Source organism: Stenotrophomonas maltophilia group sp. P373, assembly GCF_053295075.1.
On the sequence record NZ_CM129994.1, the window covers coordinates 121,380 to 134,925 of the forward strand.

General features: G+C 64.3%; 9 protein-coding genes. 1 reads left to right on the forward strand and 8 read right to left on the reverse strand.

Annotation, left to right across the window (positions count from 1 at the left end):
* The 5 genes from ACSYHF_RS00500 to ACSYHF_RS00520 are packed head-to-tail and all read right to left on the reverse strand — an operon-like array spanning window position 1 to window position 6,360.
* Window positions 1-984, reverse strand: a complete 984-nt coding sequence (locus ACSYHF_RS00500; protein WP_197598829.1) for an AAA family ATPase — start codon at window positions 982-984, stop codon at window positions 1-3.
* Window positions 985-1,000: 16 nt separating this feature from the next.
* Window positions 1,001-1,708, reverse strand: a complete 708-nt coding sequence (locus ACSYHF_RS00505; protein WP_005421001.1) for a DUF4159 domain-containing protein — start codon at window positions 1,706-1,708, stop codon at window positions 1,001-1,003.
* Window positions 1,708-3,042 carry a TldD/PmbA family protein gene (locus tag ACSYHF_RS00510; RefSeq protein ID WP_065178690.1) on the reverse strand — a complete coding sequence of 445 codons (1,335 nt, stop codon included), beginning with the start codon at window positions 3,040-3,042 and terminating at the stop codon, window positions 1,708-1,710. The genes ACSYHF_RS00505 and ACSYHF_RS00510 overlap by 1 nt, the downstream gene beginning before the upstream one ends.
* Window positions 3,043-3,063: 21 nt before the next feature.
* Window positions 3,064-4,698, reverse strand: coding sequence for a metallopeptidase TldD-related protein (locus ACSYHF_RS00515; RefSeq protein WP_197598828.1), 1,635 nt, complete (start codon window positions 4,696-4,698; stop codon window positions 3,064-3,066).
* 30 nt (window positions 4,699-4,728) lie between these two features.
* Window positions 4,729-6,360 (reverse strand): TldD/PmbA family protein, encoded by a 1,632-nt coding sequence (locus ACSYHF_RS00520; RefSeq protein ID WP_447575992.1) that lies wholly within the window; start codon window positions 6,358-6,360, stop codon window positions 4,729-4,731.
* Between the two features lie 684 nt (window positions 6,361-7,044).
* On the opposite strand from ACSYHF_RS00520, the gene ACSYHF_RS00525 reads away from it, so the two are divergent.
* Window positions 7,045-7,659, forward strand: a complete 615-nt coding sequence (locus tag ACSYHF_RS00525) for a DUF938 domain-containing protein (protein WP_235649682.1) — start codon at window positions 7,045-7,047, stop codon at window positions 7,657-7,659.
* On the opposite strand, the gene ACSYHF_RS00530 is transcribed toward ACSYHF_RS00525, so the two are convergent.
* The 3 genes from ACSYHF_RS00530 to ACSYHF_RS00540 form a co-directional block, all read right to left on the reverse strand.
* Window positions 7,660-8,946: a type II toxin-antitoxin system HipA family toxin gene (locus ACSYHF_RS00530; RefSeq protein WP_069138145.1), complete on the reverse strand. Its 1,287-nt coding sequence runs from the start codon at window positions 8,944-8,946 to the stop codon at window positions 7,660-7,662.
* A gap of 39 nt (window positions 8,947-8,985) precedes the next feature.
* Window positions 8,986-9,633: a helix-turn-helix transcriptional regulator gene (locus tag ACSYHF_RS00535; protein WP_111176827.1), complete on the reverse strand. Its 648-nt coding sequence runs from the start codon at window positions 9,631-9,633 to the stop codon at window positions 8,986-8,988.
* A 124-nt stretch (window positions 9,634-9,757) separates the two neighbouring features.
* Window positions 9,758-13,444, reverse strand: a complete 3,687-nt coding sequence (locus ACSYHF_RS00540; RefSeq protein WP_447575993.1) for an indolepyruvate ferredoxin oxidoreductase family protein — start codon at window positions 13,442-13,444, stop codon at window positions 9,758-9,760.
* Between the last annotated feature and the right edge of the window lie 102 nt (window positions 13,445-13,546).

Here is a 13,546-nt window from a genome sequence, read left to right on the forward strand (position 1 = left end):
TCAACCCGGGAACGGCACGGCCTGCAGCAGGGCGGCGACCACGTCGTCGGCACGCTTCTGCTCGGCCTCGGCGGCGAACGACAGCAGCAGGCGATGGCGCATCACCGGTGCGGCCAGTGCCTGCACGTCCTCGCGGGTGGCGGCGAAGCGGCCCTGCAGCAGTGCGCGCGCTTTTGCCGCGAGCACCAGCGACTGGCCGGCGCGCGGACCGGCGCCCCACTTCACCCATTGGTTGATCGCCGCCGGGGCGCCTTCGCTTGGCCGGCTGGCGCGCACCAGGCGGGTGATCCAGGCCAGCACGTCGGGGCTGACATGCACCTGCCGCACAGCCGCCTGCAGGGCGATCACCGCCTCGGCATCCATCACTTTCGGCACCGCGTCGGTGGCACCGCCGGTGGTCTGTTCCAGGATCCGCCGCTCCTCGTCTTCGCTGGGGTAATCCACCAGCACGTGCAGCAGGAAGCGGTCCAGCTGTGCCTCTGGCAGCGGGTACGTGCCGGCCTGCTCGATCGGGTTCTGCGTGGCCAGCACGAAGAACGGAGCGGGCAGCGCGTAGGTGGTTCCGGCGTAGCTGACGGTGCGTTCCTGCATTGCCTCCAGCAGTGCGGCCTGGGTCTTGGGCGGGGTGCGGTTGAGTTCGTCGGCCAGCAGCAGGTGGGTGAAGATCGGGCCCTGCTGGAAGCGGAAATGGCGATGGCCGGTGCCATGGTCTTCCTCCAGCAGCTCGGTGCCGAGGATGTCACTGGGCATCAGGTCGGGGGTGAACTGCACGCGCCGGAACTGCAGTTCCAATGCCTGGCCGAGCGAGCGTACCAGCAGGGTCTTGCCGAGCCCGGGCGCACCTTCCAGCAGGCAGTGGCCGCCGGCCAGCAGGCCGATCAGCAGCTGCTCGACCACGGTGTGCTGGCCCACCACCGCGCGTGCGAGCGCGGCGCGCAGTTCATCCAGCCGCGGCAGCAGGGAATCGAGGTCGGAGGAATTCATGGGCGTGCAGATCCTGTCAATTGTTCAACGCGTACATCACGATGTTGACGCCAAAGCGGGTGTTGTCTTCGGCCAGGAAGCGCTTGTTGCGCCAGTCGTAGTCCCACTCGCAGCCATAGTCCTTGTTGCTGTAGAGCAGGCCCAGCCGACCATCGACCTCGATGCCCTTCAGATAGTCGTGCACCAGGTCGTCGCCCCAGCCGTTGAGTTCGAAGCTGGTGGCGGGCGGACCGTCCGGGAAGCGGAAGAAACTGCGGTACAGCGCGTGGCTGTTGGGCAGTTTCTGCAATGCCTTCGGACCGAACAGGCGGCCCATCTGTGCTTCGAACGAGGTGGCGAACAGCCCGTCGATGTCATGGTTGCAGTCGTCGACGAAGACGAAGCCGCCATTGCGCACGTAGCGCACGAAGTTCTGCCGTTCGGCGGCGTTGAACTCCACCAGCGTGTGTCCGGCCAGGTAGCAGAACGGCGCTTCCAGCATGCGCGGGTCGGCCAGGGCCACCACGTGTTCCTGCGGGTCCACGCGCAGCGATGTGTAGTCGATCAGCGAGGTGATCAGGTTGGATGGCATGCGCGCGTCCACGTCCCAGTCACCGGAGTCGTACTGCAGGCGGGTGAACCAGAAGTCATAGCGCGAACTGCGCGGGCCTGCCTGTGCCCAGGCCGGCAGCGCCGCCGCCGAAGCGGCAGCGGCCAACCAGCGCAGGCAGGCCCGGCGATCCATCAGACCGCGTCGGACAGCGAGGTGAAGGTGAAATCGCGCAGCTTCATCGGCGGGATCATCATCACGTAGCTGGATTCATCACCGGCCACACGCACCGGCTTGCCCAGCTCTTCGATGTTGTTGAGCATGATCACCGGCGACTCGTTGAAGCGGAAGTTCTTCACCGGGTACTTGATCTGGCCGTTCTCGATGTAGAAGGTGCCGTCGCGGGTCAGGCCGGTCAGCAGCACGGTCTGCGGATCGACCATGCGGATGTACCAGGTACGCGTGACCAGGATGCCCTTCTGGGTGCCGCGCACCAGCTCGGCGGTGCTCTTGTCGCCACCGCTCATCAGCAGGTTGCCCGGCGAGGCCTTGGCGGTCTTGCCCTGCTTCTGCGCCCAGAAGCGCGAGTAGTCCAGATTGGCGATCCTGCCGTTCTCGATGATGGCCATGCGTTCGCGCGGCAGCCCTTCGTTGTCCCACGGCAGCACCGGTGCATCCGGATGCCACGGGTCGGCAATCATGGTCACGCGCGGATCGTAGACCTGCTCGCCCAGCTTGTTGCCGCCGCCCTTCTTCGACAGGAAGCTGCGGCCTTCATCGGCCGAGCGTGCACTGAAGAAATTCATCATGAAGCTGATCAGGCCTGCCGCTGCGGCCGGCTCCAGGATGACCGTGTACTTGCCCGGTTCCAGTGCCTTGGCTTCGGCCGATTCGGTGGCCTTGCGCATGGCGATGCGGATGTCCTGGTCAGCCTTGAAGTCCGCCGCGTCCTTCAGGTTGCGGCCGACCCAGCCCGAACCGCGGCCATCTTCGGTGCGCACAGTGCAGGTGTAATCGAAGTTGGTGGTGCGCTGGTAAGCGAAGTTGCCGTTGCTGTTGGCGGTGGCCTGGAAGCCCTGGCCGTCCTCCAGGAAGCCGGCGGCGACCAGGCCGTGGCCGCGGCACGGGGCGATCGAATCGGCAGCAACCTTGGCACGGAAGGCCGGATCGATCGCGGCGGTGGATTCGCTGAAGGTCGGGCTGGCGCGGTAGCTCTGCTTGCCGATGGCCGGCATGAACTCCGGGTTCTCCGGGGCCAGGCGGGCCAGGTCTTCGGCACGGCGTACCACGCGTTCCAGCGCGGCGTCGTCGAACTCGTTGATCGAGGCAGTGCCGACGCGCTTGCCGAAGGCGACGGTGACCGCCAGCTCGGTGTTGTCGACGATGCCACTGGTGGAGACATTGTTCAGCGCGAAACGGATGTTGCCGCTGATCGCGCCGGCCAGCACGGCGGTGCACTCGTCGGCCTTGGACAGGGCGATGACCTTGTCGAGGATGGCCTTGGCCTGGGCTTCGGTGAAGATACTCATGGTGTAAGGGCTCCTGACCGGTCAGCCGAGGCTGCGTGCGGTGTTGATGACGTTGATGCCGTTGAAGCGCGCGGTCGACGAACCGTGCGAGACCGCCGAGACCTGTCCCGGCTGGCCCTTGCCGTCGAAGAACGAACCGCCCAGGCGGTAGTCACGCTCGTCGGCCACGGCGGTACAGGCATTCCAGAACTCCGGCGTGCGGATCTGGTAGGCCACGTCTTCCAGCATGCGGGTGATCTGGCCGTTCTTGATCTCGTAGAACAGCTGGCCGCCGAACTGCGCGTTGTAGCGCTGCTGGTCGATCGAGAACGAACCGTCACCGATGATGTAGATGCCGTTCTCCACGTCCTTGATCAGGTCCGGCACGCTCAGCGGCGTCTTGCCCGGTGCCATCGACACGTTGGCCATGCGCTGGAACTGCACGCTGGACCACGAGTCGGCATAGCAGCAGCCGTCGGACTCGGTCTTGCCGAGGATGTGGGCCTGGTCGCGGATGGTCTGGTAGTCCACCAGCTTGCCGTTGCTGATCAGGTCCCAGCGCTTGCACTTCACGCCTTCGTCGTCGTATGCCACTGCGCCGAGGCTGCCCGGCTGGGTCTTGTCGGCGAAGATGTTGACCAGCTCGCTGCCGTACTGGAAACGCTGTTCGCGCTTGTCCAGGGTGGCGAAGCTGGTGCCGGCGTAGTTGGCTTCGTAGCCGAGCACGCGGTCCAGTTCCAGCGGGTGGCCAATCGACTCGTGGATGGTAAGCCAAGTGTGCGACGGGTCGAGCACCAGGTCGTACTTGCCCGGCTTCACCGACGGCGCCTTCAGCTTTTCCTGCGCCTGCCGGGCGGCGGCGATGGCGTCTTCCTTCATGTCGTAGGAAGAACTGTAGTTGACCACGCCATTCGGGCTGACCACCTTGCCCGCGGCGGCGCCGTCCAGGTATTCGTAGCCCAGGCCCATCGGCGAGGACAGGCCCGATCGGGTGCGGAACTTGCCGCTGGCCTTGTCGATGGCGGTGACCGTCATCGGCGCCCAGATGCGGTGCACGTCCTGGTCGATGTAGGAACCGTCGGTGGAGGCGAAGTACTTCTGCTCGTTGACCAGGAACAGCATCGAGTTGACGAAGCTGGCACCGGCGCCCATTGCGGCGGCGTTGACGTCCAGCAGCAGGCCGACCTTGTCCTTGATCGGCACCTCCATCGCATTCTTGCGGATCGGCGTGCGCCAGCTCACCTCACCCACGCCCGGTGCCTTGGCCAGCTGCACCGGTGCGGTCTGCACGCCGGCATTGGCCTTGGCGATCGCCGCCGCCTGCTGCGCGGCCCTGGCCACGTCGGCGGTACCCAGTGCGTTGGTGGCGGCGAAGCCCCAGGCGCCGTTGACGATCACGCGGATGCCGACGCCGGTGGACTCGGTGTTCACCACGTTCTGCACCTTGTCTTCGCGGGTGATCACGAACTGCCGCAGGTAGCGGCCGATACGCACGTCGCAGTAAGTGGCACCGGCGCTGCGTGCGGCCTGCAGAGCGGCGTCGGCCAGGCGCTTCTTCAATGCCGGGTCGAGGCTGGACTGCAGTTGCTCGGCGGCGATCACCTTGCCGAAGAAGGAGGGCACGATCAGCCCGCCCGCGGTAAGCCCGGTCAGGGCCAGGAAGTCACGTCTTTGCAAGGCTGCTCTCCATGTCGAAGGATGGGTGGCTCAAGCGCCGAGACTGCGCGCGGTGTTGATGATGTTGATGCCGTTGAAGCGGGTGGTGGACGAACCGTGCGAGACCGCCGAGACCTGGCCGGGCTGGCCCTTGCCGTCGAAGAACGAACCGCCCAGGCGGAAGTCGCGTTCATCGCAGATGGCCGTGCAGGCATTCCAGAATTCCGGCGTGCGGATCTGGTAGGCCGCATCCTCTACCATGCCGGCGATCTTTCCGTCCTTGATCTGGTAGTACAGCTGGCCGCCGAACTGCGCGTTGTAGCGCTGCTGGTCGATCGAATACGAACCGCGGCCGTGGATGTAGATGCCGTTCTCCACGTCCTTGATCATGTCCGCGACGCTGAGCGGTTGCTTGCCCGGCGCCAGCGAGACATTGGCCATGCGCTGGAACTGCACGCTGGACCAGGAATCGGCATAGCTGCAGCCATGCGATGCATCGCGGCCGAGGATGTGGGCTTCATCGCGGGTGGCCTGGTAGTCGACCAGGATGCCGTCGCGCACCAGGTCCCAGCGCTGGGTCTTGACGCCCTCGTCGTCGTAGCCGACCGCACCGAGGCTGCCCGGCTGGGTCTTGTCGGCGAAGAAGGTGACGATGTCGCTGCCCCAGCGGAAACCGGCATCGCGCTTGTCCAGCGTGGCGAAGCTGGTTCCGGCGTAGTTGGCTTCGTAGCCGAGCACGCGGTCCAGCTCCAGCGGGTGGCCGACGTTCTCGTGGATGGTCAGGAACAGGTTGGACGGGTCCAGCACCAGGTCGTACTTGCCGGGCTTCACCGACGGCGCCTTCAGTTTCTCGCGCGCGTGGCGGGCGGCCGCAATGGCGTCCTCGACCGGGTCATAGGAATCGCGGTAGGCGGTGATGCCGCCGGGCAGGTGCACCTTGCCGCGCGCATCGCCATCGAGGAACTCATAGCCCATGCCCATCGGCGAGGACAGGCCGGCGCGGGTGCGGAACTTGCCGCTGGCCTTGTCGATGGCGGTGGCGGTGAACGGCAGCCAGATGCGATGGATGTCCTGGTCGATGAACGAGCCGTCGCTGGACGCAAAGTACTTCTGCTCGTTGACCAGGAACAGGGTGGAATTGATGTAGTCGGCGCCCGCATTCAGCGCGGCGGCATTGAGTGCCAGCAGCAGCTCGACCTTGTCTTGGATCGGCACCGCCATCGCGTTCCTGCGGATGGGCGTCTGCCAGCGTACTTCACCGACGGACGGCGTGGGTGCCAGTTGCACCGGGCGGGTCTGGATGCTGGCGTTGGCGCGGGCGATTGCCGCCGCCTGCTCGACTGCCGCGCGCACGGCGGCCTCGGTCTGCTGATGGGTTGCAGCAAAGCCCCAGGCACCGTTGACGATCACCCGCACGCCCACGCCGGACGATTCTCGGTTGGCCACATTGCCGACCTGGTGCTCGCGGGTGATGACCGACTGGTTGAGGTAGCGGCCGATGCGCACATCGCAGTAGCTGGCCTTGGCCGAGCGTGCGGTGGCCAGCGCGACCTCGGCCAAGCGCCGGCGCTGGGCGGTATCGACCGGCGCCAGCAGCTGCTCGGCGGCGATGGCACGGGAATGCGGCAGCAGCAGGCCGGCCAGGCCCAGGCCGGAAAAAGCCAGGAACTCACGTCGTTGCACAGCGTTTCTCTCTCTCGCTTGCGTGCGGTCGGCAACGCGCCGGACCGATCACGTCAACTCCTCGACTTTCGCCAGCGCGGCGCAACCGGGCAAGTGACTGCAGTCATGGTTGGGGAGGGTTTCGGCAGGGCTCGCAGCCCCTGCACCTGCTTCAAGCCAGGGCAACGTCAACGTCAGAAGCGGGCATTCCGTGAGTGGGCGGGGCGGTGTCGGATTGCGGGGACGCCGTGAATCCGTCCATGGAGGCTTGGCAGCCGCATCCATGCGGCTGACACCCCGCAATCCGACACCGCCCCACCTCTGACAGATTCCTGCGGCTGTTGGTAGGTGTCGACCTTGGTCGACACGATTTTTCTGTCAGATATCGAAATGAATCCGGGGTCAGATCCGTTTTCCTGCGGAAAACGGATCTGACCCCAAGAGCCGTTCCAACAGATCGCTGGAAACTGTCGAAGGCGGGGTGGGGTCCGGCTGCGGGGGTGTCCGCGGCATGGATGCCGCGGCCAAGCCCCCAAGGACGGGTTTACGGCGTCCCCCGCAACCGGACCAACCCTGCCATCCCACGGAATGCCAGCTTTTGACGTTGCTCTGGCTCTGGCTCCGGCTCCTGCGGGTGCAGGGCTGCAAGCCCTGCAGACACCCCCTCGTGCACAATGGAGCCGACCCCGCCCGGACACCGTCCTGATGTCGAGCAAGCCGTATTCAGAAGCCTGCGAGCGCAACCGCGAACCCATCGCCACCGCACTCGACCCGTGGATGGGCGACCGCCATCGGGTGCTGGAGATCGGCAGTGGTACCGGCCAGCACGCAGCCTTCTTCGCCGAGCGCTGGCCGTGGCTGCGCTGGCAGCCCAGCGACCATCCGGACCATCTGCCCGGCATCGAAGCCTGGCGTGCGGAGACCGCGCTGCTGAACCTGCTGCCGCCGGTGGCGCTGCAGGTGGAGCTGCCACCGGCGACGGGCCTGGACCTTCCAGAAAGCAGCACGTTCGACGCCGCATTCAGCGCCAACACGCTGCACATCATGGGCTGGGAGTACGTGCAGGTGCTGTTCGGCGCGCTGCCGCCACTGTTGCGTCACGGTGCGCTGCTGGCTATCTACGGTCCGTTCAACTATGGCGGCCGCTATACCAGTGACAGCAATGCGCAGTTCGATGCCTGGCTGAAGGCGCGCGACCCGCGCAGCGGTATCCGCGATAGCGAAGCGGTGCAGGCGCTGGCGGCGGACAACGGGTTTACCCGGTTGGGTGACGTGGCGATGCCGGCCAATAACCGGCTATTGCTGTGGCGGTTGGGGTGATCAGGCAGCGGGTTGTTCGAATTGTCGAAGGCAGCGCTCGCAACTATCGCGGATTTCTCCAAACAGCCTTTGTAGCACTTCGTGTTCTATTCCTTCCGCACGCAGTTCGTTCAGTACTCGCAATGCGATGTGGGGTAGGAGGGATGCCATGGAATAGAGCATGTACGTTGCCTTGCCCAAGTCAACCTTCATCGACTCGGCAGTTTTCAGCCAGTCGTTCAGTCCAATTTCCCACCAGCGATAGTGATTTCCTATTTTCATTGCCATCTTGAGCTTTCGCTTTTGAATGTGCTGATAGGGCAGGGCGCTGGACACATCGTAGAGGGGCGCGAGTCTAACTTTCCCAGCGGCTCCGATTAGCATTGAGTAATTTTTTGCGTGTGCATCGGTGCCGCCAATCAGATAGTTGAACATCAGCGCTTGAAGAAGAGCTTCCACGTCGACAGTTGGCTGGCTTGAGTGCTCCCATAGGACCCTGGACAGATCTGCCGGCCCGGGACCACCTTGGCTCTGATACTTGATATGAGGCATTACACCTAGGGCTTGGCAGAAGTCTTCCTGATGAACTCGCTTCCATTTTCCTTCTTCGCAGTATCGGTCGTAGCGCTCAACACTGATTGCGGTCTGATCACCGAATACAATCATCTCCGCTGATGCAGCGGATGCACCAAGTGCGCGGGCGAGTCTCAGGCAAAACACCTCGTTTTCCACGAACCCATCGAAGTCACTACTCGGTGGCTTTAATATGTGGGTTGTCGGAATCCGGCCCGAAGGAATTGCCCAGCTACCATCTTCTTGTCGAAGCAGTGCGATCTTGGCCTGTGCGCCGGCGAGGCTAAATTGGCCCACATCAGTGGGCTGCCTGCTCGCAGCCTGACCAGTACCAATCCGTGAGAGCCGTTCTCCAACTTGCTGATCGGTAAGCGGCTCCAGCAGATCATCTTCTCCCGTCAGAATAGCGTTGAGCCGTTCATCGCGGACGAACTGCACAGCCCCAGCGCAGTCCTCGCCTACATGACTCAGAATACCAACGGGATTGCGGGGGGACACATGAAATTGTGATGCCCACCGCTGCAGAAGCGACTCGTTGTCAGGCAGGAGGCCCCAAAGGACGGCAGCGACTTTGTCCGAAGAGTTGACGTCGCCCGCAAGGGGAAGTGAAAGGGAAAGCGGGAAAGCTCTCGCTGCACTCCTCCATCCGGTGAGATAGCTGAACTCCGGGTGCCCGCGTGAACTTTGGGTCAGGCGTCCCGAAATTTGACCGGAAAGCAGTACGTTGAGTGCCATGTCTATGATTGTTTGGGTGGTTTCTGGATTATTTCGCAATCAGCGTTTGACACGGCTCCTGAGGCGTTCCAATTGCTGCATCGTCGGCATTTCCATGTATTCCCTAAGGTGCTTCATGGCCGCATTCTCCATGGCGAGGTTAGCCTTCTTCAATGCTGGAGATTCGAGAGCCTCGGCGACTTGCTTCAGCAAAGGATCCTCCATGAGGCTTGAAGCGGTCCTTATTGCAGGATTCTGCAGAGCACGATGGATAGTCTCAAATGCTTCATTGTTCACCGGCCATGTTGGTCCTGGCAGAGAAAGCGAAGCTCTTATGAGTGAGTTCTGAAGTTCTACGTCGTTTGCCAGCGATGTGGCGTCAGCTGGTGAGCTCTTGTAACGTTCGACAATTTTGTCGATGTCGACCGTTTGAGGCTGCACCGAATTAAGGTCAGTTGCTTGAGATGTGATTTCGGGCTCAACGATTAATGAAAGACCGAGAACGTTCATTACACGCAGTACAAGTTGCAGTTCCGCGCGCGGCTTACCCTTCTCAATCTCAATGATCCATTGACGGCTGACGCCAGCCTCTCGAGCCAAACGCGCTTGGTCCCATGCTCGGGCCTTGCGCTGGCTCCGGATCAGGTTCCCAAGCTCTTGCGCGGTTCTGATCGCTGTCATGACATCAAGGTATGCGAACGTTGACATTGATGCAAATGCCAGCGTTCGCACTCACTTGGTCAGTGTGATGGTCAGACTCGCTTGATAGGCGGCTTAAAAAGTAAGCGAACGACGACATTCGGCCAATGTCAGTCCACGATGACTTTTCGCTTCAAGCCACCTGCACGATATGCAGCGCCTTCGGATTGCGCCACTGCGCCAGCAGGGCCGCTTCGCGCGCCTTGGCCTGCTCGAAATGCGCTTCCTTGACATGGCCGAAGCCGCGGATGTGCTCGGGAATGCTGGCAATCTCCACCGCCAGCGACAGACGGTCATCCTCCAGCCCGTCCAGCAGCATCTGCACCGTCGCCTCGTAATCAGCAATCAGCTTGCGCTCCATGCGGCGCTCCTCGGTGCGTCCGAACACATCGAAGCGGCCGCCACGCAGGAACTTCAGCTTCGCCAACAGACCGAAGGCCTTGAACATCCACGGGCCGTATTCCTTCTTCAACAGCCGTCCCTGCTCGTCCTTCTTCGCGAACAGCGGCGGTGCCAGATGGAAGCGCAGCTGGTAGTCGCCCTCGAACTGCTGCTGCAGGCGGCGCTGGAAGTCGCCGCTGGTGTACAGGCGCGCCACTTCGTACTCGTCCTTGTAGGCCATCAGCTTGAACAGGTACCGCGCCACGGTCTCGGTCAGCGCAGTGGAACCGCCGATGCGGTCGGCTTCGGTGGCGCGTACGCGCGCTACCAGGTCACGGTAGCGCTTGGCGTAGGCGGCATCCTGGTACTCGACCAGGAACGCGGCGCGGCGCTCGATCATTTCATCCAGCGAGCGCGACAGGCGGGCGTCGTCCAGCGGCAGGAACGCCACGTCGCCACCGTGCGAGGGCAGGCCACGCAGTTCGCGTTCGTCGCCGGTGTTGCGCGGTGCCGCAGTGGCACCCCATTCATTGCCCTCCCACTCGCCTGGCGGCAGCGGATGCAGCGGGCCCGGGGTGGATTCGGTATCGGTATGGCGGTTGCGCACCAGGCCGGCCGCCTGCTGCACGGCCTGCGGATCGACCACGGCCAGGCGGCCCCAGGCGAACGCCTGCTGGTTCATCGCCACGGCGGCGCCATTGAGCTCGATGGCGCGCATCAGTGAATCGAACGAGAGCGGCACCAAGCCCTGCTGCCAGGCGTAGCCGAGGATGAACAGGTTGGCGGCAATGGCGTCGCCCAGCAGCGCGGTGGCCAGCTGGGTGGCATCGAGCAGCAGCGGCTCCTGGCCGCCCAGTGCCACGCGCACGCCGGCGATGATGTCGGCAGCGGGGAACTGCATGTCCGGGCGGGTGGTGAAGGTGCCCGGCATCGCTTCGTAGGTGTTCAGCACCACCTGCGAACGGCCGGCACGCACCTTCGACAGCGCCCAGTAATCGTTGACCACCACCATGTCGCAGCCCAGCACCAGGTCGGCCTCGCCAGCGGCGATACGCACGGCATGGATGTCTTCAGGGCGACGGGCAATGCGGATATGCGTGGTCACCGCGCCGCCCTTCTGCGCCAGGCCGGTCTGGTCGAGCACGGTTGCACCCTTGCCTTCCAGGTGGCCGGCCATGCCCAGCAGCGCACCGATGGTCACCACGCCGGTACCGCCGACGCCGGTGATCAGGATGTTCCAGGGCTGTTCCAGGCTGCCGCGGAGGGTCGGCGCCGGCAGGTTGTCCAGCAGCGTGGAGGCGTCGCGCTTGCTGCCTTTGCGCGGCTGGCCACCGTGCACGGTGACGAAGCTGGGGCAGAAGCCGTTCACGCAGGAATAGTCCTTGTTGCAGTTGGACTGGTCGATCTCGCGCTTGCGTCCGAACTCGGTTTCCTTCGGCAGCACCGACACGCAGAAGCTCTTCTTGCCGCAGTCGCCGCAGCCTTCGCAGACCAGCGAGTTGATCATCACCCGCTTCTGCGGGTCTTCCAGCTTGCCGCGCTTGCGGCGGCGGCGCTTCTCGGTGGCGCAGGTCTGTTCGTAGATCAGGATCGAAACACCCTTCACTTCGCGCAGGCGCTTCTGCACCTCATCCAGTTCGCTGCGGTCATGGAACTCGACGTCGCTTGGGAAGTGCTCGCGCTGGCCGGTCCACTTGCCGATGTTGTCCGACAGCACCACGATGGTGTGGATGCCTTCGGCGCGCATCTGCTTTGCAATGTCCGGCACGCTCAGCGGACCGTCCACCGGCTGGCCGCCGGTCATCGCCACCGCATCGTTGTAGAGGATCTTGTAGGTGATGTTGACGCCAGCGGCGACCGCCTGACGGATCGCCAGCGAGCCGCTGTGGAAGTAGGTGCCGTCGCCGAGGTTCTGGAACACGTGCGGGGTATCGGTGAACGGCGCCTGCCCGGCCCAGGTCACGCCTTCGCCGCCCATGTGGGTGAAGGTGTCGGTGCTGCGGTCCATCCAGGTCACCATGTAATGGCAACCGATGCCGGCCAGCGCACGCGAGCCTTCCGGCACGTTGGTGGAGGTGTTGTGCGGACAGCCCGAGCAGTAATGCGGCACGCGCGGGAAGCTGGCGCGCGGCAACGCAAGCTCGGCTTCCTTCTCCTGCATCCACTGCAGCCGCTGCTCGATTGATGCGTTGTTGAAGAACCTCTGGATGCGGCGGCCGATCACGCCGGCGATGGTGGCCGGGGTCAGCTCGCCGGTGGACGGCAGGATCCATTCGCCGCTCTCGTCGTACTTGCCGACGATGGACGGGCGCTGGCCCCAGCTGGCCGGCCAGTTGAAGAACTGTTCCTTCATCTGGCGCTCGATGAAGGCACGCTTCTCCTCCACCACGATGATGTCTTCCAGGCCCTGCGCGAAGCGGGCGATGCCCTGCGGCTCCAGCGGCCAGGTCATGCCGACCTTGTACACGCGGATGCCGATGTCGGCGCAGGCGGCTTCGTCCAGGCCCAGGTATTCCAGCGCCTGCAGCACGTCCAGGTAGCTCTTGCCGGTGGTGACGATGCCCAGCCGCGCGCGCGGCGCGTCCATCACCACCTTGTCGATGCCGTTGGCGCGGGCGAATGCCTGTGCGGCCTTCACCGCATAGCGGTGCAGGCGCATTTCCTGGTCCAGTGGCGGGTCCGGCCAGCGGATGTTGAGACCGCCCGAAGGCATCTCGAAGTCTTCCGGCAGCACGATGCGGCGCGCCATCGGGTCGACCTCGACCGAGGCCGACGATTCGACTGTCTCGGCGATGGTCTTGAAGCCGACCCAGCGCCCGGTATAGCGGCTCATCGCCCAGCCCAGCAGGCCCATGTCGAGGATGTCCTGCACACCGGCCGGATTCAGCACCGGCATCATCGCGCTGACGAACTCGTCCTCGCTGCCATGCGGCAGGGTCGAGCTGCGGCAGGCATGGTCATCGGCGGCCAGTGCCAGCACGCCGCCGTAGCGCGAGGTGCCGGCGGCATTGGCGTGCTTGAACACGTCGCCGCAGCGGTCCACGCCCGGGCCCTTGCCGTACCACATGCCGAACACGCCCTGCACGTTGGCGCCGGGGAACAGGTTGGTCTGCTGGGTGCCCCACACCATGGTGGCGCCCAGGTCCTCGTTCAGGCCGGGGGTGAACTTCACCTTGGCGGCGTCGAGGTGTTTGCGTGCGCGCCACAGCTCCAGGTCGAAGCCGCCCAGCGGGCTGCCACGGTAGCCACTGACGAAGCCGGCGCTGTCGATGCCTTCGTGCGCGTCGCGCAGCCGCTGCATCAGCGGCAGCTTCACCAGCGCTTGCACGCCACTCAGATAGATCCGCCCCTCGTTGCGGGTGTACTTGTGGTCGAGCGTGTAGTCACGGTCGATCAGGTCGGTGGAGGAGGGCGACGTGAGTTGCGCGGTACTGGTCATGGCTGGCCCGGTCAGGATCGGCTGGCACCGGCCGCGTGCAGGCACGCGGCGGCAAAGGCGCGAATTGTAGCAGCGAGGCCCGGCCGCCCCGGCACTCGCGCC

Excerpts from the sequence above, each read along its gene's own strand:
- ACSYHF_RS00525 (WP_235649682.1), top strand. The coding sequence starts at position 7,045 with ATGTCGAGCAAGCCGTATTCAGAAGCCTGCGAGCGCAACCGCGAACCC.
- ACSYHF_RS00505 (WP_005421001.1), bottom strand. The coding sequence starts at position 1,708 with ATGGATCGCCGGGCCTGCCTGCGCTGGTTGGCCGCTGCCGCTTCGGCG.
- ACSYHF_RS00535 (WP_111176827.1), bottom strand. The coding sequence starts at position 9,633 with ATGTCAACGTTCGCATACCTTGATGTCATGACAGCGATCAGAACCGCG.
- ACSYHF_RS00530 (WP_069138145.1), bottom strand. The coding sequence starts at position 8,946 with ATGGCACTCAACGTACTGCTTTCCGGTCAAATTTCGGGACGCCTGACC.
- ACSYHF_RS00500 (WP_197598829.1), bottom strand. The coding sequence starts at position 984 with ATGAATTCCTCCGACCTCGATTCCCTGCTGCCGCGGCTGGATGAACTG.
- ACSYHF_RS00510 (WP_065178690.1), bottom strand. The coding sequence starts at position 3,042 with ATGAGTATCTTCACCGAAGCCCAGGCCAAGGCCATCCTCGACAAGGTC.
- ACSYHF_RS00540 (WP_447575993.1), bottom strand. The coding sequence starts at position 13,444 with ATGACCAGTACCGCGCAACTCACGTCGCCCTCCTCCACCGACCTGATC.